A 25,768-nucleotide genomic window follows, 5' to 3' on the forward strand; every position below is an offset into this window, starting at 1 on the left:
CGATCAATTGCCAGTACGCCAACAAATAATGATCAACATTGGCATGGCTCATCGGTCCAACTGAATTCATCACCATTCAGTTCATGCAAAATATCGCACTATAACTTGGAGGCAATATGCCAATAACCCCAACTTATCCCGGCGTTTATATTGAAGAGGACGCTTCACCGTCCCTTTCTGTTCGTTCCGGTGCAACGGCAGTGCCTGTTTTTGCCGTCGCAAATAATAATTCATTAATATCAGGTAAGCCCTATATTCGCGTCAGTAGCTGGCTGGAGTATTTAACACTAAAAGGTGGACAATTTAATCCTTCCGATAAACTGGATATCGCACTGCGCGCCTATTTTATTAACGGCGGTGGATATGGTTATCTCGTCAAAACGCAAGATTTAGAAAAGCAAGTACCGGTACTTGATGATGTCACGCTATTGGTTGCCGCCGGAGAAGAGATCACAACCGCCGTCGGAACACTTTGTCAATTAGGCAAAGGATTATTCGCCATTTTTGACGGCCCTAAAACTCAAATAACCTCAGACCAAAAACCAGACGATGTACTTAATCCTTATTCAGCAACACAATATGGCGCGGTTTATTATCCCTGGCTGACCGCTGCATGGGGAGAAAATAAAGCCAGTATTGATATTCCGCCCAGTGCCGTCATGGCCGGTATCTATGCCAGTGTCGATAACAGCCGGGGTGTCTGGCAAGCTCCCGCCAATGTCCCTGTTCAGGGCGGATTACAACCTAAATATCCGATGACCGACGACCTGCAAGGGAAATATAACCAAGGTAAGGCGTTGAATATGATCCGTACCTTTCCTAAGAGCGGTACGCTGGTCTGGGGAGCCAGAACCCTTGAGGACAGCGATAACTGGCGTTATATCCCAGTTCGCCGCCTGTTTAACAGCGCGGAACGGGACATTAAAAATGCCATGAGTTTCGCGGTATTTGAGCCTAACAGCCAACCCACCTGGAAAGCTGTGCAACGGGCTATCGATAACTACCTCTATTCCCTCTGGCAGCAAGGCGGGTTAATGGGCGACAAAGCCGAACAGGCTTACTTTGTTCAAATTGGTAAAGGCATCACCATGACCGATGATGATATCAAGCAAGGCAAAATGATCGTCAAAATCGGTATGGCCGCTGTCCGTCCAGCCGAATTCATTATCTTGCAGTTCACGCAGAATATCGCACAATAATGGGAGGCAGCATGCCAACAACACCGACCTATCCCGGCGTCTATATTGAAGAAGATGCGTCATTATCGCTCTCTGTCAGCCACGGGAATACCGCAATACCTGTTTTTATTGGCCGCTTCCTACCTAAAAAAACCAGCGCAACCCTAAAAGCGGTACGTGTTAGTAGCTGGCTGGATTTTACGAATCTATTTAATGTCGGTTGTATTACGTCAATCGCTATCACATCGACTAAACCAACGCCACCGCCTCCCTCTCCGCCTTCCAAGAACGTTGAAGGCGATACAGCAACTGCCGATATTGCTCTTGACGCAGACGATACAAACACAGATTACACTTACGCTATAAATACAGTTACCTCGACAACGGGCAACGATGCGCTAAAACTCTATTTCCAAAATGGCGGCGGACCTTGTTATATCCTGCCAATTGCCGATTCAGCAGATGCTAAAACTACGGTGTTAATTCCACAGCTAATTGAGCAAGCTTTGGAGATTACGTTAATCGTCTGCCCTGAACAGGATTCTTCCTACCAGAGAGCGATATACAACAGCCTGACATCCGCATTATTGAATACCGGCTATTTCCTTATCGCTGACAGCCAAGACAAAACAACCCCACCTGGCGTTAACGTGCAATCACAAACCGCGACTTATTATCCGGCGGTTAAAATTTCACACCCTATTCAAGCGGAAGAGGAAGATAGCCTAATCACAGTTTCAGGTTATGAAGATGCAAAAACAAAACCCGATGAAGTCAAAAATCTAGCGCAGCTCAAAGAGAAAAACTTGGATGTCTACAAAAAAGCTGTCCAAGCAATACAGGACAAAACAAAATCCAACAACGTCATTCCTGCCAGTGCAGTCATGGCCGGTATCTATTGCGCCACTGATGCCAGCCGGGGTGTCTGGAAAGCACCGGCAAATGTTGTACTGAGCGGGATCAGTGATATCACCGAACGGCTCACTGACGATGAGCAAGGTACCATGAACCAAAAAGGTATCAATGCCATCCGCTATTTCACCAACAAAGGTTTTGTCGTGTGGGGCGCACGCACTCTGAAAAATGATGACAACTGGCGTTACATTCCAGTTCGGCGTCTGTTTAATAGCGCAGAGCGGGATATCAAACAGGCAATGCAATCCGTCGTCTTTGAACCCAATAGCCAACCCACCTGGGAACGGGTGAAATCAGCCATTGACAACTATCTCTACTCCCTCTGGCAACAAGGGGCATTAGCCGGAAATAAACCGCAGGAAGCCTATTTTGTCCAGATTGGTAAAGGTATCACCATGTCCGACGACGACATTAAACAAGGGAAAATGATTGTCAAAGTGGGCATGGCCGCGGTACGTCCGGCTGAATTTATTATCCTTCAGTTTTCACAAAATGTAGCCCAGTAATCGTACTGAGACGCGGTTAAACACCGCGTCTATTCAGTCGTTAAGGAGACGATAATGGAGATAACACAGCCGAGCGTCAGCGTCACAGAAAATCTGATATCCCCAAAACAGGATGACACGTTTATCGGTATACCGGTTTTTATTGGTTATACCTCATCGCTGGTCAATAAAACGGCTATCAAGCTTAACAGTTTGGCCGACTTTGCCCGGTCATTTCCTGAGTCAGGATTAATGTACTATTCTGTGCGCCATTTCTTTGAAAACGGCGGTCAACAAGCTTATGTGCTATCACTGGGTACGGAGAAACAATTAAGCGATTTTCCGTCATTGATCACCGCACTGCAACAAGCGTGGCTGACACAAACGATTTCCGCAGAGAACGACATTACTCTGATTATCACCCCGGATGCTATTCGCTTTAATCAGACAGAGATTTCCTACACTCAAAGAGATCTTTGGTTACAATTTTGGCAATCGGCGCTCAATCTTTGTAAGAGCCGACGCGGCATTATGGCATTACTGGATTCCCCTGATGACCCGACATTAGCCGCTGAATGTTTAAAACGGTTTTCTTCCGCTGATCGACAATGGGGCGCGGTATACTGGCCGCAGCTAAAAAGCGCCTATCTGGATAATGCGCAAAACCCTATCGTGCTTTCACCCACCGCCGCAATAGCTGCCGTCATCCAGCGTAACGATAACCAACAAGGCGTCTGGACCGCTCCGGCCAACATTGCCTTAGCCAAAGTAATTAGCCCGGTACACTCTTATATTGAAGCGAATGCACTGTTTAACCCGGCTGGCGCCTCGCTGAATCTGGTGCGCAGCTTTCCCGGCAAAGGCATTAGGATCTGGGGATGCCGAACCTTGGAAAATACCCCCGGTTCCCTCTGGCGCTATATCCAGATCCGCCGTCTGGTTTCCTATATCGAAGCCCATATGACCCAACTGGGCCGCGCCTTTGTCTTTGAACCCAATAACGCCATCACCTGGATGAAGTTTAAAGGACAAGCTTATAACTGGCTGCGTCAGTTATGGTTAAACGGCGGGCTACGAGGCACCCAAGAAGATCAGGCGTTCAAGGTGTTATTGGGTGTGGGTGAATCAATGAGTGAAGCCGATATACGGGCCGGAAAAATGATCATGAAAATCAGCCTCGCAGTCTTAATTCCGGCCGAATTTATTGAGCTAAGCCTGACATTTGATACCCATACCGGTACCACCCGCTAAGTCAAACAGAGGCAACATATGAACAACCTCTACACCCCGGCAGTGTCACACCGTTTTATCGCCAGTTTTCTTTTTAACAACATTCCCAGTCCACTGGATATCGCCTTTCAACGGATATCGGGCCTGAGCCGTGAGTTACAAACTAGCCAACACAGCCAAGGCGGGGAAAACGCCAGAAATACCTGGCTGGCCGAAAAAATCCAACATGGCAGTCTGATGTTGGAGCGTGGCGTGATGACGGTGACACCACTCACGCTGGTGTTTGATCGTGTCCTGCGTGGCGAAAAAGCGGTCTATGCCGATGTCGTGATTATGTTACTGAATGAAAATTCATTACCCGTGGCAAGTTGGACATTAAGCAACGCGCTACCGGTACGCTGGTCCACCGGCGACTTTGACGCCAATAGCAATACCGTTTTGGTGAATTCACTGGAGTTGCGTTATCAAGATATGCGCTGGTTAGGAGTAAAAGTATGACCGTCGAAATTAAGGAGCTGATTATTCGAGCTAAAGTGACTGATTCCGAGAGTAATCCCATCACATCACAGACATTAGCCCAAGAGACGCTAGATAACATCCGTCTGATCGAGATTATCAAACGGGAAGTGTTAGAGGCGTTGCGTGAAACAGGAGGCTATTATGAGCTTAATTGAACGCAGCCTGTCCAAACTCACCCTTACCGCCTTTAAAGACCGGGAAGGGAAAATCTCCGTAGGCAGCTTACAGGCCATGTATAACCCTGATGGGATTCAGCTCGATTATCAAACCCACTACCAACAGGATGAAAGCGTTAACAATGCCAGCCAAAGCAGCCGCTATGTGCTATCACAACCCGCCGGTTTGACATTAGTCCTGCTATTTGACGCGACTATGCCGGGCAACAACATCCCGGTAGAAACCCAACTCGCAACCTTGAAAGCTTTGTGTACGGTGGATGCCAGCACCAACGTGCCCCACTTCCTCAAAATCAAATGGGGCAAAATGCGTTGGGAAAACAAAGGTTATTTCGCCTGCCGGGCTAGTGATCTCACCATCAATTACACCCTATTTGACCGGGACGCTACGCCACTGCGAGCCAGCGCCACTTTATCGCTGATCGCGGACGAAAGCTTTGTTATTCAAGCCACTGAACAGCAGTTAAAATCACCGCCGATCACCGCAGTCAGTGTGACCGATATGCTCTCTCTGCCATTAATCGCCTTAGGCGCCGGGGCTTCTCTGGCAGGCGGCATTGATTATCTCACCCTCGCTTGGCAAAACAATCTGGATAATCTTGATGATTTCACCCCGGGGCAAACGCTACAGGCACAGGGGGATGCATGAAGATACCGGCGATAGACGTTAAAATAGCGGGAAAAACCCTCAGCCAGTTTTCTGTGATGAGTCTGACCGTAAACCACCAAATCAACGGTATCCCCACCGCCAATATCACGCTTAGCGTAGCCGGTGACGCCAACGAGATTTTTGCCGCTAAAGCTCAAGCTGAACTCACAAGCTGTCGGCCCAATCAAGAACTGATCGTGAGACTGCAAAAAACCGTGTTGTTTAAGGGGATCATTGTTCGGCAAGCGCTTAAATTCAAAGGTCAGGACAGTCTGGTTACCCTAACGGCGAAACATCCACTGCAAAAACTCACTGACAATTTCCATTCACAGTTATTCAGTCAACAAAGTGATGAAGCCATTATCAGAAAACTATTCAGTCAAGCAGGGATACCTGTCACGATAAAACAGGCGCCTCAGCTTAAAACTGAACATGAGCAAATGGTCCAGTTTCGCTGCCATGACTGGAAATTCTTAAAAAACCGGCTGGTCGCCGCCAATATCTGGTTATTACCCGGTAACGAGACGGTCACGCTGGTGACGCCGGAATCACTTAATCAATCGACTGTGCACACAATTAAACAACGTGCCGGTGATCAAGACATTGTGCTGTTTGAGGCAGATCTGCAATGGGATAACCGGCACAGCCCCAAAACGGTGAGTGTACAATCCTGGGATATCGCACAACAAAAACTATCTCAGGCCACTCAGGCAAAAAACAGTCGGCTTGGCAGTGGTCAACTCGCGCCAGACAGTTTGGCAACCTTATCCGATCAGACATGGCAATGGGTTTTTAGCTATCCGCAAGATAATGAACAAGCCAAATACCTTGCGCAAGGCATCCTGAATAACCTGCGAAGTGATAACGTCTCCGGCAATGTTGAAGTTGCAGGGAATAGCCACTATCAACCGGGGGATGTTCTGGCGTTAAGCGGCTTTGGTCAGGGAATGGATGGTAAAGGAATTATCACCGGCGTCAGCCAAACCATCAATCAGCGACAAGGTTGGCGTACCCGGCTAACTCTGGGCCTGTTGCCGGAGACAGAACCGGTGGTCCCACCGGTTAAAGAGCTGCATGTGGGGATTGTGGAAAAATACCAACAGGACAAGCAGTCACTGGACCGAATTCCGGTCAGGATACCGGCGTTGAACTTAACCAACAGTGTACTCTTTGCCCGACTGGGTAAACCTTATGCCAGTCATGAAAGCGGGTTCTGTTTCTACCCGGAACCGGGGGATGAGGTGATTATCGGTTTCTTTGAATGCGATCCCCGCTTCCCGGTGATATTAGGCGCTATGCACAACCCGAAAAATAAAGCGCCAATAGAACCCAGTGAAAAAAATCCAATAAAAACCGTGGTCATTAAACAAGGGGATAATCAACAAGCATTAGTGTTCAATCATCAAGATAAAATTGCCGCCCTTAATAGCGGAAAACATTCATTATCACTGCAACAGGATAAAGATATTACGATAAACTCAGCGAAGAATATTATCACCAAAGGCCAGGAAATTAACCTACAGGCGGAAAAATCCTTGTCAGCCACTGGAAAGTCCGGCGTCGATATTAAAGGTGCGAAAATCAACTTAACACAATAATAGGACAGCAAAATGACAGACAACATATTAGCCGATATTTATGGTCGGGGTTGGGCTTTTCCGCCACAGTTTTTTATCCAAGAGAATATACAGTCAGAAATACCCACCGGTGTCCAAATGGCAGCAGGTGCGGAAAATGTTCGTCAAAGTATGAAAATTCTTTTTCTGACTGAACCCGGCGAACGGATTATGCGTGAAGATTATGGTTGTGGCCTGAATGATTATCTGTTTGAAAATATCAGTGATGAATTGATGGCAGAGATCCAAACCCGGATTGAAGAACGAGTACTGCGTTATGAACCACGCGCAAACATTACCGCGATTCAGATAAACCAGAAAACGGACTTCCCCAATACCCTGCATGTCCAAGTGACTTACTCCCTAAGAGGCAGCGAAATCAGCCAACAACTTGACGGCATCCTTGAAGTCAGCGAAGGCCAGGTGTGGGTGAACCTATGAGTAAACAACTGGTGGTGGATGGTGACAATCTGCTATTTGAACCGCTATTCGGCAACCGGCAAGTCACCCTTCTGGGACCAGCAACCATTAGAGGCAGCGGGCACGCCCAGATCCAAGGTAAAAAGATCGCCATTGTGGGTGACGAAAAAAAGGTCCAATTTCAGGCGCAATATATTACCCCTAGCCACCCGATACCCGGCATGGGGATGATCACCATTGCTCAATTGGATGCCAGCCAGCAGGCAAACTTTTGTCGCAGCACCGCCACGGTGATCGTGGTCGGGCAGCAATTTACCGCCCGTTTCACCCCGACACAACCGGCGAATAATCCATCGAGTGGCCCGGATGTGACAATGCCCAGTATGGGAAAAGGCCGTTTTATTGCCAGCCAATATATTGTAACGGCCGGATAAATCCTCCCTTCAACCTTATTTCTAAATAACCATGATCTCCTGAAAATTTATCAGGAATATATTCAAATAATAGGTGGTGTCAATATGGGACAGGCCGAGTTAGATAATAAACTCTCCACTATTGTGCCAAATACTGCGTTTAAACTTGATGAAAGAAGCACGCTGGATATTTTAAACTGGCTTAAAAAATACTCCGCAATCATCCCTTTCGATCAAGATAAAAAACAGTTCTGGGACAGTTTCTACTTTATTCATAAAAACGATCCTCAACAATTAGCCAATATTTACCAACAGGCGAATCAAGCCGATGGTCTTTTACCGCCACATCAAGCTTTTATATTGGCTTTTTTAAAACTATTAGAAACAACCAAACGCTTATTAAACACCTTCCCGGCACGACACCGTGATCTTTATTATCGAGAATTACTGGGACTGAACCCCAGAAATGCCCAGGCTGATAGCGTTGCTATCAGCGTTACCCTGAATACAGATAACGCGGAATTTCTGGTAGCACAAGGCACCCTGTTTGATGCCGGGCAAGATAGCGCCGGCAATTCGTTACAGTATGCGTCAGACGCGGATTTATTGGCGAATCAAGGGGCGCTGACCGACCTGCGTTGGTATCGGAAAGATGGCAACAATGGCTGGCAATCGGCAATACCTTTTAATCTTTCGGATAACATTGCATTACCTGAAAAGGGTATCCGACTTTTTAGCCCAACAGCTAATGATGTGTCGGTGCTATCCGGTTATCTGATTACCTCATCTTTATTTGCTATGTCCGCCGGAGAACGCCATATCACATTGACGCTGGAAAACGATTGGGAAGGTCAAGCTGAACATCTCACCGCCAAAATTAGTGCAAAAGATCACTGGTTATCGTTGTCGGTAAAACTTATCGACAAAAAGAATATTGAACTGGGATTATCATCCACCGCTGATCCTATCAACCCGCCAGATAACCTTGATGGCATGACATTCGACGTACCGGTATTAACATTAGGCACTACTCAGAAACCCATACTGCCCAAAATTACCGGTATTGAAATCAATATCAACGGCAACCGCAGTGTGCACTATGCCTCTGATGGTGGAACTGAACAAACAGATAAAACCAGTTTCCCCTTTGGTCAATATCCCTCGTTGGGTTCCGGTTTTAATTTGGTTGCCCCTGAATGGTATGGTTCTGAAAACGCGACGCTTACCCTGATTCCGCAATGGGTTGGCTTGCCCACAAAGAGTTTTAAAGCGTGGTATAAAGGGTATACCCCTGAACCGGATAATAGCGCGTTTAAAGTCCAGGGCTATTTAGTCACGCCTCAGGAAAGAAAGAAGCTCACTGGCACCCCATCATTATTTGGCGGAACCGATGTACCACAAGGACAAAGCCTGAGTTTTACCTTACCGACAATGGACTACTCTGTGTCTGATAGTCCATCACCTAATGACTGGCCTGCATCAGTGCGCATAGAATTGGCTGAACAGGATTTTATGCACACCCAATACTGGCAAGATCCGACCGGTAAGAATTTACCCTACACCCCACAAATCAGTGCGTTGCAAATCACATTCAACGTTAAAGCAAAAACTGAGCAATACACCGTTTATCCTCTTACTCCTTTTGGTTGGGGAAACGCGAACGCTGAAACGCCGTCATTCGCTAATGACGCACTCTATTTGGGCTTCACCAACGTATTACCGGGACAAACCTTATCCCTATACTGGCAATTGGTCGGTGTTCAAGAACTTACACTATTCTGGTCTTATCTGAATCAGGAAAATGTCTGGAGTCCATTAAATCAACTGGTTCATGATCAAACTCACAACCTGTTTGACCGGGGAATATGGAGTACGTTATTGCCACAAAACGCGTCAAATCAGGCAACCTTAATGCCGTCAGGACGATACTGGTTGAAAGCAGAGATCTCTCAACAAACCGCCCCTGAGAATTACCCCAAAATGCAAGGCATACTGTATAACGCCACCACCGCTACATTAATCAACCCAGAAACTGTTGAAAATAATCACTTTATCGATGGATTAGCCGCCGATAGCATCAAGCAAACCGTCAGCGCGTCCGTCGCCATTAGCCGTGTGAAGCAACCCTGGGCATCCTGGAACGGTCGTCCGAAAGAAACAGAATCCGCTTTTCTTACGCGAATTCCGCCCCGGTTATCCCATCGTAACCGTGCTTTAAGTTGGGATAATATCGTTACGCTACTGAAAGAGAATTTTATCAGCATATTTGATGTCAAATACCCTTCCGCTAATGAATTAACCAAAATCCCGGCTCCGGAAACGCAACAACTGATTGTGATCCCTAACAGCCGCTACAAAGATAACGACGATGCGCTACGCCCAATCCTGAATCCGGCCCGACTGGCGGAAATGGCCGACTGGATAAGCCAACTCAGCAGTCCCTGGACCACCCTCAAAATCAACAATCCCAGCTATGTTGACGTGCTGATCAGCTATCAACTGGTGTTTGCTACGGGGGTTAATCCCGACTATGGCCGCCATCAGTTACAGCAGGAACTCAGCCGAAAATATATGCCGTGGGCAGAAGATAGCGCTATCGGCGTCACAACCGGCAACCGCATTGATTACTACCCGTTATTAGCCACCATTCAGCAGTCACCTCTAGTGGAACGGGTCACCAACTTAACGTTGAAAAAATCGCCCCAAACCGCAGGAGTAGTCGGTGACAGTGTAGAAGCCGCTGATAATGAAGTACTGATTTTGGTTTGGTCAGAAAAGAGTTCCGCTAATAAAGGAGCAGACAATGGATAATCAGGATGCCCTGTTTCCCATCGTTAAAGACGATATCGCCTTTGAAACCTTACTCACTCAAGCCAAGACGGTAGTTGAGCAACAGTCTGGGCAACTCTGGAGCAATACAGCAGAAAATGATCCCGGTATCACTTTATTAGAAGCCGGTTGTTACGGTGCATCTGATCTAGCCTATCGCCATTCGCTGCCACTGAGAGATCTCCTCACGCCGAAAAAAGAGGAACAGACACCGGACGATGGCATTTTTCCACAGGAATTCGGCCCGCAACAAATGCTGACCTGTGGCCCAATTACCGCAGAAGATTATCGCCGCGCCTTACTGGATTTGCATAGCAGCGATAACATTAACGACAAAAGCACAGGTTATTTTTTCTTTAACGATGTACAGCTAGTTCGTGAACCTGAAAGTGAACGTTATCAATACTGGTATAACAAACAGAAACGTGAATACAGTTTCATTCAGACGCCAGACAGCCAACAGTTAACGCTGAGAGGCAATTACTGGCTTTATCTACTCCCTGGCCGGGAAACTGAGGCCGATAAGGTACTGGCACAGCAAAGTCTGGCCGCTTTCTTAAAAAACAACCGTAATCTAGGGGAATCCGTCAGTAAAATTATCTGGCTACAACCCACGGATTTCCTGTTGCAGCTTGCTATTGAGCTGGATGATGATGTGAGAGATATTGCTGACATCTTCGCCAAAGTCTATATTACAACCGCACAGACGGTACTGGCAAAACCGTTACGTTATACCACTCAAGCCATGAAAGAATTAGGCTACAGCAATGAAGAAATATTCGCGGGACCTTATTTACATCACGGCTGGATACCTGAACTACCTGCGGCCAAAGATTACACCACGGCGACAGAATTAAAGCTCAGCCATCTGGCTAATCGTTTATTGGCTATTCCCGGAGTACAAAGTATTACCCAATTGGCATTAGGCAAACACGATGAAAACATTTCTCCGCTGGCGGACGATAATTGGTCCTGGACAATCGCTCAAAGATATTATCCCAGGCTATGGGGTAACGATCCCTTAGGCTTAATTTCCTCGCCAGCAAGCCCGCTCATTATTACCGCCAAAGGTGGAGTAAAAGTCGCCGTATCTAAACAAGATATAGAGAGCAAAATTATTGCTGAGCCATTGATTGAGACACAGCCTGAATTATTAAACTGGGGCAAACATCGTAAAGTTTTGGACTACTATCCAATCAGCAATAAATTACCCACCTGCTATGGATTACAGACCTACGCGGAAACTCAACAGCAAGTACACTTGCACCAATTTATGTTGCCTTTTGAACAGATGCTGGCTAACGGCTGCGCTGAACTTGCTATTTTGCCGAAACTGTTAGCCTTTAAACAACGGGGAAATGCGGTATATGGTGCACAATGGCCTTTTAAAGCCAATACTGTTGGTCAGAAAGTCCATCAGGAGATCATGCCCAATTTAATCAAACAACTAAATAATGATTCCCAAATTAATAATGATGACGGTATCCATCGGCAAAATTATGCAAAAGAATTATCAATCCTGAATGACTTATTGGAATATTTTGGCACTCATCGCGCGGCCAGACCACTCACTCTGGATTCATTGGATTTTCTCTCTACTCAGCGCGGTTATTTGGCTCAACAACCTGAATTGACCTACCAGCGTAATAATATTCGTATTGATAAAGTGTCAGCGCTGCAAAAACGGATTGCCGCCCGTATTGGCTTAGGTGGAGAGTGTTTTAAAGACAACCCCAACTTGGCTAATTTGCCTTTCTATCTGATTGAACATCGTCAGCTATTACCGGTAAAGCCTGACAAAAAATTCGATAGTGAGCAAAAGCCCGATAATCTGGAAATAAAAAGTGAACCCAATGCTAAAAATCATCAATTAATCATTACCCAGAAAGGAGCGGCGGACCAATTATTACACGGGCAGGTAATTAATCTGATTATTATTGAGGGCGACAGAAAATTCACATTACGGGGCCAAATGATCACCGATATTACAGGAGACGCCTTCTCTCTTAATACCCGTAATAGCACTGATCTAGAGCGCAATTTAAACCGCGTGGAACAAGCGTTTAAGCAAGGTAATTTACGCTGGTGTAATAGCCCGGTATGGATGGAAGATATGGATTATCAACTGGTTTATGCCAGTGAGACATATCAAACGGGAACAGAAGATGAACGTTGGATCACCTCCAGCACCCAAAGTCCCTTCCCTACTATGATCGAAGTAAAGGATGAAGTCACCCTGAAATATGTTATTACCCCCGATGGACCACCGACAACAATATTAGCTAATAGTGATTCTCCAACCGATTATGAACTTAAAGCACAAGTCGTGGAATTTGATCGCATTAAAGGCCGGATATTAATTAAAAAAATATCGGGCCAACAATATAATTTTCCAAAACCAGAAGACGCATGGCGTTATCATTGGTACTTTTCCAATGAAAAATACGCGTTGGCTGACCGCTTTTCATTTATGGTCAGTGTAGTGATTAATCGTCAGCTTATTGAGAATGATAAGGTCGATCCTTATAAACTGGAGGCGTGGGTAAAAACGGAGATCTTAGCCGAATTTCCAGCCCATCTTTCCATGATTTTCCACTGGCTATCACCAGAACATTTCAAGAATTTTGCCAGTACTTATAAACGTTGGCAGAATAATGGCGCACCTCTGGGTGATGAAGCCTATAATATTTTAGAAACCTTAACGTTAGGGCGTTTACCTTCAACGGCAACCGGTACGGGTAATATGCGAATCGCCACCGAACAGCAGCGCAAAGAGGTTATCGGCGACTCTGGAACCGAATGGAACGAAAAGGTAATAGAAGATAATCAGTTATTATATGTACCGAAAATTCAAGCTAATATTAAATCTAAATAAAAATAGTTGCAGAAATTAATATCGCACTATAAAAACAAACCTCAGTTTCATTACTAAATAAAATATCCTCCGATTACTCTCCTATGATCAGGAAATATTTACAGGATATTTAAAACAGAATAATTCAATATTATATATAAGGTCACTAAAATGGAAAAAGAATATAATCTATCTACTGGGCAATCCAATACAGAAAATGCCAATCCTGAATCAATAGGGCCTTCATCAGATGAATTAAAAAATCGTTTTAAAGCGGGCAGTATTCCCCTACAAACTGATTATTCAGACCTGATTGATATTGCTGATATCGGGCGCCGAGCAGTGGGCAAAGCACCAGATCAAACTAATAATCCAAATTCAGCGCTGGAACTGGATAATAGCTCCGGGCTGAAAGTAAAAACTAACCCTACCGGCGGTATTTCTGTTGATTCTAGCGGCATAGCTGTTAAATGTTGGCCGAGCGGTGGTATCACAGTCACTGACGGTGCTGGTCTTTATTTAAAATTAGTAGGGGGTAATTCCGGTAATGGTTGGAGTGGTGTAAGTGGATTGGGACTGGATTCAGACGGTGTAAAAGTTAAGGCGGGTAATGGTATTAATGTTGATGGTAGTGGCGTCTCTGTAAAAGCTAAGGAGAATAATGGCATTAATGTTGATAGCAGTGGCGTCTCTGTAAAAGCTAAGGCCAACAGCGCTATTGCCGTTGATAACGAGGGGGTAGCTGTTAAATGTTGGGATAACGGTGGTATTACAGTCACTGACGGCTCTGGCCTTTATTTAAAATTAGCAGGGGGTAATTCCGGTAATAGTTGGAGTGGTGTAAGTGGATTAAGCCTAGGTTCAGACGGTGTAAAAGTTAAAGCAGGCAACGGCATTAATGTTGATAGTAATGGTGTCGTTGTAAAAGCCAAAGATAACACAATTAACGTTGACCCTACAGGGATATCCGTAAGACTTGGTTGGGGAATAAAAATAGGTGATGGATTAGATGTTAAGGCCGGCAATGGTATTACCGCTGATGGGAATGGTGTCTCTGTAAGATCCAAAGATAATACAATTAGAGTTGATCCCACAGGAATATCTGTGAATCTTGGTTGGGGGGTAAAAGTTGGAGGAGGATTGGATGTTAAGGCCAGCAATGGAATTAATGTTGATAGTAATGGCGTCTCTGTAAAAGCTAAGGCTGGTAGTAGTATTAAAGTAGACAGTGATGGCGTAAGCATTGATATACAATCAATTGCATCAGAACTCGCTAATTTAATCATTCCACCTGGAACAATTGTGCCATTCTATGGTAATTATGATAACCCTCCTTCTGGTTGGGTATGGTGTGATGGAAGTAATGGCACACCTGACTTAAATACTAATAATAATCATCATGACTCAGTTGACCATATTAATTTAATTTCAGGTTCTACGGGTAAAAATACTAATTATTGGCAGTTAGATTATGGAACACATGTAGTAGCAAATGTATATTTCATGAGATATATTATGAAAAAAATAAGTTAGTTAATCATAGTGATATATTCTATATAAAACCCACCTCACATTCATTACGTAAATTCACGACAGAGGAAATATTAATATGCCTTGGGAGCCAAACCTGTTCAACCGGATTACCATTACTATTGAGGCTAATAATCAACAGGTAGCTAGAAAAGTATTGCATGGCTCCCTGCTTAATCAAACTGATATCAATAAATTATTTAACACATTCTTTACTCAACATCCCATTAATCAGGATATCTATTTAGAAACATTAACTCTGGATCTTGGTGAAATAAATTTACATAATTTTAATTCACTATTCCCTGTAAAGCTTAATACTGCGCTAAATAAAGCATTAAGCCAATATCAAATTAATCATCAGGAGAAAAAAACATCCCTAATAGAATCAAAATCGCAAAAAATAACCAACAAATCTTCTTTATTATATGTCAACAATTCAATTAATGTTGAAGATTTCATTCATTATTTAAATCAAAAGAATTCCGCATTGAATTCAATAGAGATTAAAACTCATCATCAAAATATTGACATCAATATCCAACAATTAGTTAATCAATTAGCTAGAATAGAAGATAAATTGGCTTTATTTTTAGCAAAAAGCTGTTTATCTGAACCAAGTCTACAGCGGTTATTAGCGCTTAAGCAACCCGATTTATTAAGCGCTATTAACCACAGACTATCCGAAGGAATAAACAAACCACAATATCCGGGGGAGCCTATCTCCCCCGGACAACTGATACTCAATGCGTTGCAATATATACAGCTAAATCATACACAGGAGATACCTAAACTGGATGCGAAAGTGCTATCACATATCACCACTGAATTAGATAACGGTACAATTAATGCAGCATCTATTATTGCGTTATTTCGCCAGATTATCACTCACAATATTCCATTAAATAGTTGGTTAAAAAAATTCTGGCAAACTATTACTGTTACAAAATTTAGTAAAAAATATCTATCAGCTAAAGAATATCAATATTTATCTGAGCATTCTATTTCAAATCATACGAATAAAGATACACTCAGTGAAAAATTAATTGTCACTAATCATGGCAACATTAATACTCAGGAAGATCAATATTTACCTGAATATTCTATTTCAAACCATACAAATAAAGATACACTCGATAAAAAATTAATTGCTACTAATCATGACACCCTAAATATTCAGGGAGATCAATATTTACCTAAATATTTTACTCAAAACCGTACGAATAAAAACAAATCCAGTAAACAATCGGTCATTCATGACACTAACAGAAAAAATATTCATGGAAACCAATATATTCCAGAACGCTTTATTTCAGGCCATACAGATAAAAATAAATCTAATAAGAAATTAGCCGTTACACACGCTGATATTAAAAATACTCAGACACATCAATACATTGCAAATCAGGAGGTAATATCCGAAAACCAAAAAATATTACCAACATCGAATAACCCGCATATTACAAAAAATAACTCTAACCAATTACATAATATCAATAAAACACATTCTGAATACGCTTTATTGCCTAAACAAACTCCTCTATATCAGATAAATAATGCTGGAATATTAGTTTTATGGCCGATGATACCTGCATTATTTAATCAATTCGGCCTACTTGATGATAAAATATTTATTCATCATCAAGCACAATTAAGTGCAATTAATTTCCTTAACTATCTGATTTGGGGAAACGAAGAAATACAGACAGAGCAAAATATATTGAATAACGTTCTGTGCGGATTAACGGCTGACGAAATTATTCAATTAACTCCGCTTGAACCGGAAAAAGAGTTGATAATAGATCAATGGATAAATACCATTATCAGTCAACTTCCCGGCTGGAAAAAATTAACCCGTAATGACGCTCGCCAACTGTTTTTACAACGACCGGGTGAATTGCTGATCAGTGATCAGGAAATTAAAATCACGGTACAACATCAGCCATTTGATGTGCTGTTAACCAATTGGCCGTGGCCATTAAATATCGCCAAATTTCCCTGGCTGGATCGCCATTTATTAATTGACTGGCAAAACATTTAAAAGGTTTATATGGACTACCTACTGACAAATAACCACTGTATCGTGGCTGAATTACGCGGGATTTATCCCCACCTAGAACGTATCGATCTGCTATTACAGCACTATTATTATCAAAAGGGAGACCAGTACGATTCATTACCGGAAAGTTTTTTACTTACTGAAAATGAAGTAGAACAATGTTTAATATCACCACAGGGTATTCCTCATTGGCTAACTAAAGTAAATAATCCTATTCGCTACCCAGAAATCGAGAAAAGCCCTGACCTTGATGCATTATCATTATTGGTCGAACGTTTTGAACTGACTGAATTTGAACGTGATGTTTTACTGTTAGGTTTATTGCCCCATTTTGACAGCCGTTATCATGCGTTATTTGCCGCTCTAAATGGTAACAGTAAAAAACAGTGGCCCAGTTTTGCTTTAGCGATTGAATTATTCAACCAATGTCAAAGTGATCGACAATTACTGCAAAATAGTTTTCTGCCACAAACACCATTAATGAGTAACCAACTATTACGGCTCAATAACCACGAAGAATCTATTTGGCTACAGACACAATTCTTAACTCACAACGCAGTATGGCACTTTCTATCGGGACAACGAGTTATCCTACCGCCATTAATAACCTGTGCTAACTGGCGTATTCCAGCCTCACATAATTGGTATCCGCAAACTCTTTATTCTTCTCTTGAAAAGATATTGTTGAATGACACCGATGAAATACGCCCATTAGTCATACTCAGAGGAAAACAGGACAGCGCCAGAGCATTAGCGGTCAACAATATTATGGCAGCTCATGGTATTCATACCTTAGTCCTGGATTTAGCCCATCTGCCCGACGAAGAAAATAGTGTCACAATATCCATACTAACGGGCGCAATACGGGAAATTCGGTTACACGATGCTTGTTTACTCATCCGTAATTTTTCTTTGCTTGCAGAGGAAAAGAAAAGATTACACCATGAATTATCTGTTTTACTGAACCAGCCGAAATTAAAAATAATTTGCCTGACAGAACCGGGAGATACATTAGTCTGGCTTAAACATTTACCAATGGTGCAAATTGATATGCCAATAGCAACTTTAGCAGAGAGAAAAACAATGCTAAAAGCAAGTTTACCGGAGAATGTCGCTCAGGAAATCAATATTACTCAGCTCTGTCAACGTTTCTCCTTTACCGCGGAAACATTACCGCTCATTCTTGAAGAAGCGCATCAATATCAAATAATTCGGCAACCAGAAGATCAAATAAAAGAAACAGATCTGCGTAAGGCATTAAGTTTTCGCGCTCAACAGAATTTCGGTAAATTAGCCCAACGAATCACCCCAAAACGCAATTTTAATGATTTAGTGGTTTCAGATACATTGGCGCAACAGTTAAAAGAAATCATTGCAGCCATTCATTACCGTGACCAAATCCTAAGCGCTGGATTTCAGGAAAAAATCAGCTACGGTACCGGCATTAGCGCATTATTTTACGGAGAATCGGGTACCGGTAAAACCATGGCCGCTGAGGTGATTGCCGGTTATCTTGGGGTTGATTTAATTAAAGTGGACCTCGCTACCGTGGTAAATAAATATATCGGTGAGACGGAAAAAAATATCTCTCGTATTTTCGATCTGGCCGAAGCGGATTCCGGCGTGCTATTTTTCGATGAAGCGGATGCTTTATTTGGTAAACGCAGTGAAACCAAAGATGCCCAAGACAGACATGCTAATATTGAAGTTTCTTATTTATTACAACGGCTGGAAAATTATCCGGGATTAGTCATTTTAGCCACCAATAACCGCAGTCATTTGGACAGCGCGTTTAACCGTCGCTTTACCTTTATTACCCGTTTTACTTATCCCGATGAAGCATTACGTAAAAAAATGTGGCAAGTCATTTGGCCGGAACAACTGACACTATCCAATGAAATTGACTTTGCCCATCTGGCTAAACGATCTGATTTAACCGGAGCAAACATTAGAAATATAGCTTTATTATCATCCATATTAGCCACAAATGATAATATTGGACAAGTTGAAAATAAACATATAGAACGGGCCGTGATACTTGAATTAAATAAAACAGGCCGATTAGCATTTTAAAAATTAAGCATAATTGGAGTCAACATGACAACTATAATTTCTTCTGACAATGCGATTATCGAGATTAATAAAGCATTAAATGAAATTCTAATTAAATATTTAAACATTCCTGGTCAGAATATTGATATCCGCTTTGATCTACCCGAAATTAACTCTATTCAATCAGAACCAACAGTCAGTGTATTTCTTTATGATATACATGAAGATCTACAATTACGATCCGCCGAATCAAGACGTTATAACCCGGCAACTAACACATTATTACCGGGATGGTTCAACATCAATTGTAACTATTTAATGACTTACTGGGATGCCAATAAACCGTCCAGCGACAGCTCCAGCCCAGACAGCCAGCCGGATAATCAGGCGGCACAAGTGATGACCCGAGTTTTAAATGCATTGATTAATAATCGTCAATTAACCGGCATACCCGGCGCATATACCCGCGTAATCCCACAACAGGAGAATTTGAATAGCTTAGGTAACTTTTGGCAGGCTCTTGGTAATCGCCCTCGCCTCTCTCTATTATATTCCATTACTGTACCAATGAAATTGCAAAATATTGAAGACAGCGTAATACCAATCAGCAAAATCTCCGCTTCTGTAGACCAAAAACCCAGTCTGGATAATTCACAAATAAATCAGGCTTTAATAGATAAATTATGCGTGGAATTAGGCGGCACAGAAGATGTACGTCTTGCCCTTGCTAAAGTGAATCTGACAACCGAGCCTGATACAGAAAATAATCAAAATCAAGAAGATGAAAGTGTTATTGTTGAAGTTTCCGGTATGACGAGTGCAACGTATTTACCACAAATAAAAGATACACTTGAAAAATGGAAAAACAGCCAAGCGGCTATTGTTAAGATAAACAGTGTTGGCATTGTTGTTTCTAAAGAAAATGCTGATAAGTTAATTGGGATTTAAAATTATTTTTATACTAAAATAAAAAACAATCACTCACCTAACAAATAATTATTTATTAAAACTAATGATTTTTAATATGTTTATTTCAGCTTTCCATGTTATAAAACTGGTTAAATTCCAGAGGAAAAGAGCCAATTAATGCTCATAAGCTAAAAAAATTATTAAATAATGAATTCAATATATTATTTGAAAGTGAGCAAAAGGAACTCATTGCAGAATTACTTGAAATAAATAAAAACATATCAAATGTAAAGTTAGATAAATTTAAAAAATATCAAGGAGTTAATATTTATTTAAGAGAATATGATGAAAATATTAAAAACTTAAAAGCTAAACTTGGGATCTGATTTTCATTAATATATTAAGGAGCGATTATGCCTATATTATATAAAGACCAAGAAAACATCAGTAAAACTAACAAGAATAGATGGCAAAAAGATGATTCAGATGAGGACAGCCAACTACCAAATGAATCCCTTACTCTCCAGCAAGATAAAAAAGGCCATACCGACAGGCAGATGAAAGGATTAAAACAATTTCTTGCGGATAAAAAAATTAACAAAGGGCACATTTCTCCGCTGGAGAATAAAGGGTTATTAGTCGGTAGCAGTAATACACCTATCAACGTAAAAGTTACAGCTCATCGTTATGACAGTAACCAAGAGCTTGCACATGCGGTTTCCTTAAGAAATGAGGAAAACTCTTTTCATGATGTGATTACAGGATTCCATGGGGACCAAGTGACATCTTCAGAATCGGGCTCGGGAACAATAGGAATACATTGGGGAAAAAACACGTTGGATCCCAATATTACCGGTATTAATGTAGCTAATGGCGCATCGGGAACCGTAGGAATAAGAATTGATTTAAAAGATATTCAACCCGGATATCCGGTTATTGTTACATCCGGCGCGTTGAGCGGTTGTACCATGGTATATGCCGTGAAGGGTAACTATTTCTTTGCCTATCACACAGGGCAGAAACCCGGTGATGATGAATGGAAAACAGGTCGGCAAGGCGTTACCGCTACCAATCAAAGCCATAGAGCCCTTTTGCCAAACAGCGAACCCATTACGGTTAGCGAACATAACAACGATTTAATAAATATTTTTGCAACATATGATCAGAGTGTTATTACCTATATGGGAAAACGAGGAGTTGAAATTAACAATCCAGCAAAAGCAGAAAATGTCAGCGTTTTTAACTATGACGAAAGCAAGCCTACAGAACCCTATCTTGGCAGGGTTGGCTACAGCTATGCGCTACTGGCTAACGATAAAGGAAAAGTGAACGTCAAAGTATTGTCGGAAGATGCTATTGTTCCATCAAACAAGAAAGGCAATGCCATTAAAGTTATCAATTCACTCAAAAAACGGTTGTTATAACCATCAGAGGTTATTATTACCTAATATATTAAGGAGAAATTATGCCTACATATAAAAACCAAGAAAAAACGGATAAATCTTGGCTAAAAGACAATTCACAGCAACTTTTAGCTTATAATCAACTTCCTAAAGATGATGATAATTATGATTCAGATGAAGACGAAGATGGTCCATTACCAGATGACATAATTTCCGGTCAATTGAAGACTTTAGAATATCACACAGTAGCCAAATTTATTAAAGAAGCAATAGATCCAGAGGCATCTTTCATTTTATATCGTGGAGTCAGTAGTAAAACAGCCTTCGACATGTATAAGAATAGTAGTGCAGGAGGAGAACCTGCCAATATCGATAGTCCTCCTCCCACAACAGAAAATGCTCGCCAACAAGTAGGAAAAGGTGCATATTTGCCAGAGTTTTCGGTAGATGAAAGTGTATTTGATCGTTTCTCAAGGAACAGATATGGAGTAGTCGTTAAAATAAAATCAAAATATTTATCACTGGGTAGTGAAAGTGAATCAGGTTTTGTCACCAATAAAGATGCACCTATAGAAATTTTAAAAATATATGACAGGACGTTTGGCAAGGCTGAAAAGTCCTTGCCCAATGCATCATAATTTAGGATAAAAAATATTACCAGTTATTATGTGAATCTACCCTCTTCAATATACTTCTTACATCAACCTAACAGGTGATAATATGGAACACGAATATAGCGAAAAAGAACAGCAAAAACAAAAAAGACGCCAATTACAGTCAAATAACGCAACTCATCATGATAGCAATCCATTGGAATTAGAACTGGAGAAAAATTCCAACTCCGTCACACCTGCCGATCATCATAAAAAATGGTTTACTTATGAAGGTGATAAAGAGGTGGAACTGACTACAGAAAGAATGAAAGAAATATTCTCCAATAAACAGCCTAAAATTATTATTGCTGGTGATGGTCATAATAAACCACCATTTCAATACGCAAAAAATATACCTGATGTTAATAGTAGTTTTGATGCTGGTACACTTCAACTTTATATTGAGGCAACAGATGAACAGATAAATGAAAATAAAGTAGAATATATACCAAAAGAATTTATGGCAAAACCAGGACTATTTATGAATAAAAATAGGCGGGCTGAAATTGTTGGATGGGAGGATTCAGCGTTATCCAATGCCATGAAAGAGATGTTTGATCTATCGATGACATCAATAAGTGAACCAACGAAGTTAACAGAAAAAGATATTTCTTCATTTTATGAATTCTATATGATTGCTATCCAGAGTTTTTTACCTAATTTCAAAAAACTAGGCAATGAATTGAATGAAATTATGGCGAAAGCCGGCAGTAAAGGGGAACTGGAGAACGTTGCGCCAGAAATGCTCCGCTTTACTTCGGGTACATGGCGCGATGAATACATCAATCCAACGTTAGCAGAGAAAATTGCAAAACACGCCGCTGAAAAGGAAAATCATACATTTGTCGTCTCCATAGGAGATGCTCACCTAAGTATTAATCCTATGCAGGAACATTTAAATAAAATGAGGGAAAAATTTAACTTTAAACACCAAATTATATTTACCCGAGATAAGGCACCTACACTTCCTATCATCTAAAAGGAGGAAAGAGAAATAGGTAGATATATAATCACCATTTTTATTAATATATTTAAAGTTGATCTCATTATCTCTTAGATGAAAGTGAAATACTAATGGCAATTTAATTTATATTTTACTTACTCCTAATATATCCTTTATCAGAAATTTAGGTGATAATATGTTTTCCATATTCAATAGAAAAGATAACCACTCAAGTAAAAAAGCAAACTCAATGAAATACGAAGCAGCCAAAACAGACCATCAAGGAGAAATTCCCACCGATTCACTTTTTAATTCTAAATTCCATATGACTGGAAAAAATGAGGCTGTATCAGAGACTGATAATTTATGCAGCAGCAATATGAGAGGTCCCGCTTTTAGTAAGCAACCGAATATACCTAATGAGTTTCAACATTTGCATGATCCTAAAATAAGTATTTTAACCAAACAACAGCTCAAAAGAAGAAATACCAGTGGAAAAAATTGGCATTCTATATTATTTAATGGTAAAGAAATTTATGGCTCAGATACCGCAATAACAGCTTATGATTTAAATCACCCGATAAGAATGATTACATCCAATCCTGATTATGACGGTAAACCAATTTTAATCTTAACGGGATCTCACGGTGATGCTTTTGGGTTTAATTGGGATGCTAATACAAATGGAGTTAGAAGAAAGGACTTGCGTGAAAAGCTATTTTTTAACGAAGACAGAGATGACAGAAAAGGTGAATATGATAAGAGTGAACCAATACATATCAAAGATGTCAGAAAAACTACCTATCAGGAGATGGAAGAAATTATTAACTCTCCAGATTATCATGTTATTTTAGGCTATTGTTTTAGCCGTAATGATCAAGCTTTGCGCTTTTATACCAATACAAATCCAGTAAAAAGTTATATTGATAATTAACTAAAAGTAGGACGCAGAAGTGGTCAACAATAACTGTAAAATATCGGGCTAAACATCTATTGCGCCATCCGTGGCGCACTCTCTGCAATTTCAAAGCATTAAATTATATCCCTCATAATGTAGGGATACTTATCTATCTAACTTAAATACATTATGCAGTGCCCTTTTCCTATCCCTCTCTTAACTACCCACAGCAGAATATAATTTTAACCCCAACCGTCAAATCACTCTTAATAATATTAAGAAAAATTGGAATATCCTTGTTAATCTAATCTATATATTATTTACGTAGACTCTTTACCAAATAATCAATAGGAAATAATATGATGCATAAATACAATCAAGAAGATAAGTTAATCCCTGAAAACTATAATTTAAACTCTGCAAAACTAGTGGATGATATTATAAAATTACATAATAATTCTAAGGGTAACAAACTACTTTGGCATGACAATTGGGAAGATAAAATCATCGATAGAGATCTAGATATTATACTTAAAATGATTGATGAAAATGTTTCTCAATTCGGAGGGCTTGAAGCATATAAAGATATCGTCGGAGTAAATCCTTACGATCCTACCGAACCCGTTTGCGGTTTGTCTGCACAAAATATATTTAAATTAATGACCGAAGGAGAACAGGCTGTTAATCCCGTAGAGCAACTTAAAAAAGAAAAAATAAATGGCAATGAATTTTCCGTAAAACTTAATCAACTCAACAGTTCAAGTAGTTATGTTGCATTAGTTAATGATCACCGATTTGGACATATGTTTCTAATTGACATTCCATCAACCAACCAGGAGATTGTAGGATATATTTATCAGTCAGATTTAGGCAATGGAGTATTACCTGCACTTAACATAGCAGATTGGTTAAATTCCAGAGCAAAGGAACCCATTAATACTCATAAACTAAATCAATTATTAAGCAATGAATTTAATGAATTATCTAAAAGTGAACAAAAAGAATTAATTGCTGAATTGCTTGAGATAGATAAAAATATTTCCTGCGTAAAGCTAGATAAGGTCAAAAAAGATAAAAATGTAGATATTTATCTAAAAGAATATGATAAAAATAATTTCTTTGAAAATATTGAAATGTTAAAAGACAAACTTGACATTTGATTTCAATTAAATAACCCACTCTCCATTCAAATATTAAATTAAGGATAATGATAGAAATTTAGCTAAAGGAAAACTATTTCCCGGTATTGACTTGGTTAAACACCATAAAGAATTAATAAAAAAAATGGACAGGGACAAACGGAAATTCAACCAACAAATGAATCTATAGCTTATATAATCACTGACTCTACATCCTTTATTTCAGGGATAAAGGATATGTATGAGAAGGCAGGAAATCCTTTACACCCAATAACTGAATCCTTAATTAAAGAGCATATGATTAATAATGCAGGTGTATTACCCACGATGGCGGGTATTACTCAGCGACTGACAACAAGACAAGCTGGAAGTGATTTTGCTGCTTGCCATAATTGCTCTGTAATATTATCAGCACCAGTCAATGTTGTTACTGGTAAGGTAGAAAGTGCGGGAAGTCATTTTTCATGAATTTACCAATAAAACGCTTATTTATTTAATTATCTTTCCTGAAAATTTCCGCCACTTACCTGCTCTAATGATTTAAGTAAATGTTTCTCATTAGCTGGCGATCGTAACAAATAAATAATAAATCCCACTGCTCTCTATTTCTATCTCCATAGATATTTCATTCGAATATTGCAAAAAATAATCTAAAATTATTTTCCAAACCATAACTGTTTTATTTATTAATATAAACAACCCACTAAACATTTAACAGTCACTATTATTAATTGATGTTGCGTCTAAACACTCATCTCCCATAATTATTTTGTTTCACAGAGAATTATTTAAATAACTATTGGATAAATTTTTGAATATAAATAATAACATCTATAAATCATGTTATTGCGGTAGCTATACCCTTGAATCAAAACTAATGAAAACAAATCAATAAACG

At 40.7% G+C, this 25,768-nt stretch carries 21 protein-coding genes; all 21 read left to right on the forward strand.

What is annotated here, in order from left to right; genetic code table 11:
* Positions 1-116 precede the first annotated feature (116 nt).
* The gene (locus LGZ99_RS04090; RefSeq protein WP_036840748.1) at positions 117-1,199 is read left to right on the forward strand and encodes a phage tail sheath family protein; all 1,083 of its coding nucleotides are present in this window, start codon (positions 117-119) and stop codon (positions 1,197-1,199) included.
* An 11-nt stretch (positions 1,200-1,210) separates the two neighbouring features.
* Entirely contained in the window at positions 1,211-2,599 is a 1,389-nt protein-coding gene (locus tag LGZ99_RS04095; RefSeq protein ID WP_036840749.1) for a phage tail sheath family protein, read from the forward strand.
* A gap of 54 nt (positions 2,600-2,653) precedes the next feature.
* On the forward strand, positions 2,654-3,829 hold the full coding sequence (locus LGZ99_RS04100) for a phage tail sheath family protein (protein ID WP_262978872.1): 1,176 nt from the start codon (positions 2,654-2,656) through the stop codon (positions 3,827-3,829).
* A gap of 18 nt (positions 3,830-3,847) precedes the next feature.
* Complete coding sequence (locus LGZ99_RS04105) at positions 3,848-4,306, forward strand: phage tail protein (protein ID WP_023046315.1); 459 nt, start codon at positions 3,848-3,850, stop codon at positions 4,304-4,306.
* Complete coding sequence (locus LGZ99_RS04110; RefSeq protein WP_262978873.1) at positions 4,303-4,482, forward strand: DUF5908 family protein; 180 nt, start codon at positions 4,303-4,305, stop codon at positions 4,480-4,482. Before LGZ99_RS04105 ends, LGZ99_RS04110 begins: the two co-directional genes overlap by 4 nt.
* On the forward strand, positions 4,469-5,152 hold the full coding sequence (locus tag LGZ99_RS04115; protein ID WP_036840752.1) for a CIS tube protein: 684 nt from the start codon (positions 4,469-4,471) through the stop codon (positions 5,150-5,152). The genes LGZ99_RS04110 and LGZ99_RS04115 overlap by 14 nt, the downstream gene beginning before the upstream one ends.
* Entirely contained in the window at positions 5,149-6,750 is a 1,602-nt protein-coding gene (locus LGZ99_RS04120) for a phage baseplate assembly protein V (RefSeq protein WP_262978874.1), read from the forward strand. The genes LGZ99_RS04115 and LGZ99_RS04120 overlap by 4 nt, the downstream gene beginning before the upstream one ends.
* 12 nt (positions 6,751-6,762) lie before the next feature.
* On the forward strand, positions 6,763-7,209 hold the full coding sequence (locus LGZ99_RS04125) for a GPW/gp25 family protein (RefSeq protein WP_021326070.1): 447 nt from the start codon (positions 6,763-6,765) through the stop codon (positions 7,207-7,209).
* On the forward strand, positions 7,206-7,622 hold the full coding sequence (locus tag LGZ99_RS04130) for a contractile injection system spike tip protein (protein ID WP_023046313.1): 417 nt from the start codon (positions 7,206-7,208) through the stop codon (positions 7,620-7,622). Before LGZ99_RS04125 ends, LGZ99_RS04130 begins: the two co-directional genes overlap by 4 nt.
* 84 nt (positions 7,623-7,706) lie before the next feature.
* Positions 7,707-10,412 carry a baseplate J/gp47 family protein gene (locus tag LGZ99_RS04135; protein ID WP_262978875.1) on the forward strand — a complete coding sequence of 902 codons (2,706 nt, stop codon included), beginning with the start codon at positions 7,707-7,709 and terminating at the stop codon, positions 10,410-10,412.
* Positions 10,405-13,305 (forward strand): baseplate wedge protein, encoded by a 2,901-nt coding sequence (locus LGZ99_RS04140; RefSeq protein ID WP_036840755.1) that lies wholly within the window; start codon positions 10,405-10,407, stop codon positions 13,303-13,305. Before LGZ99_RS04135 ends, LGZ99_RS04140 begins: the two co-directional genes overlap by 8 nt.
* A gap of 150 nt (positions 13,306-13,455) precedes the next feature.
* The gene (locus tag LGZ99_RS04145) at positions 13,456-14,817 is read left to right on the forward strand and encodes a phage tail protein (protein ID WP_051769654.1); all 1,362 of its coding nucleotides are present in this window, start codon (positions 13,456-13,458) and stop codon (positions 14,815-14,817) included.
* A gap of 76 nt (positions 14,818-14,893) precedes the next feature.
* Positions 14,894-16,855: a contractile injection system tape measure protein gene (locus LGZ99_RS04150; protein WP_036840756.1), complete on the forward strand. Its 1,962-nt coding sequence runs from the start codon at positions 14,894-14,896 to the stop codon at positions 16,853-16,855.
* 9 nt (positions 16,856-16,864) lie between these two features.
* Positions 16,865-18,946: an ATP-binding protein gene (locus tag LGZ99_RS04155; RefSeq protein ID WP_036840757.1), complete on the forward strand. Its 2,082-nt coding sequence runs from the start codon at positions 16,865-16,867 to the stop codon at positions 18,944-18,946.
* A 24-nt stretch (positions 18,947-18,970) separates the two neighbouring features.
* Positions 18,971-19,873, forward strand: coding sequence for a Pvc16 family protein (locus LGZ99_RS04160; RefSeq protein ID WP_036840758.1), 903 nt, complete (start codon positions 18,971-18,973; stop codon positions 19,871-19,873).
* Positions 19,874-20,247: 374 nt separating this feature from the next.
* Positions 20,248-21,258 (forward strand): cytotoxic necrotizing factor Rho-activating domain-containing protein, encoded by a 1,011-nt coding sequence (locus LGZ99_RS04165; RefSeq protein ID WP_023046266.1) that lies wholly within the window; start codon positions 20,248-20,250, stop codon positions 21,256-21,258.
* Between the two features lie 41 nt (positions 21,259-21,299).
* The gene (locus LGZ99_RS04170) at positions 21,300-21,875 is read left to right on the forward strand and encodes a DUF4765 family protein (protein WP_021326668.1); all 576 of its coding nucleotides are present in this window, start codon (positions 21,300-21,302) and stop codon (positions 21,873-21,875) included.
* An 82-nt stretch (positions 21,876-21,957) separates the two neighbouring features.
* Positions 21,958-22,869, forward strand: coding sequence for a hypothetical protein (locus LGZ99_RS04175; RefSeq protein ID WP_262978876.1), 912 nt, complete (start codon positions 21,958-21,960; stop codon positions 22,867-22,869).
* 214 nt (positions 22,870-23,083) lie between these two features.
* Entirely contained in the window at positions 23,084-23,767 is a 684-nt protein-coding gene (locus tag LGZ99_RS04180) for a hypothetical protein (RefSeq protein ID WP_235184796.1), read from the forward strand.
* 323 nt (positions 23,768-24,090) lie between these two features.
* Entirely contained in the window at positions 24,091-24,891 is an 801-nt protein-coding gene (locus LGZ99_RS04185) for a cycle-inhibiting factor (RefSeq protein ID WP_072008874.1), read from the forward strand.
* A gap of 216 nt (positions 24,892-25,107) precedes the next feature.
* Positions 25,108-25,338, forward strand: coding sequence for a hypothetical protein (locus tag LGZ99_RS04190; protein WP_036840765.1), 231 nt, complete (start codon positions 25,108-25,110; stop codon positions 25,336-25,338).
* Positions 25,339-25,768: the final 430 nt, after the last annotated feature.

The organism is Photorhabdus temperata, assembly GCF_025384845.1.
GTDB lineage: Bacteria > Pseudomonadota > Gammaproteobacteria > Enterobacterales > Enterobacteriaceae > Photorhabdus > Photorhabdus temperata.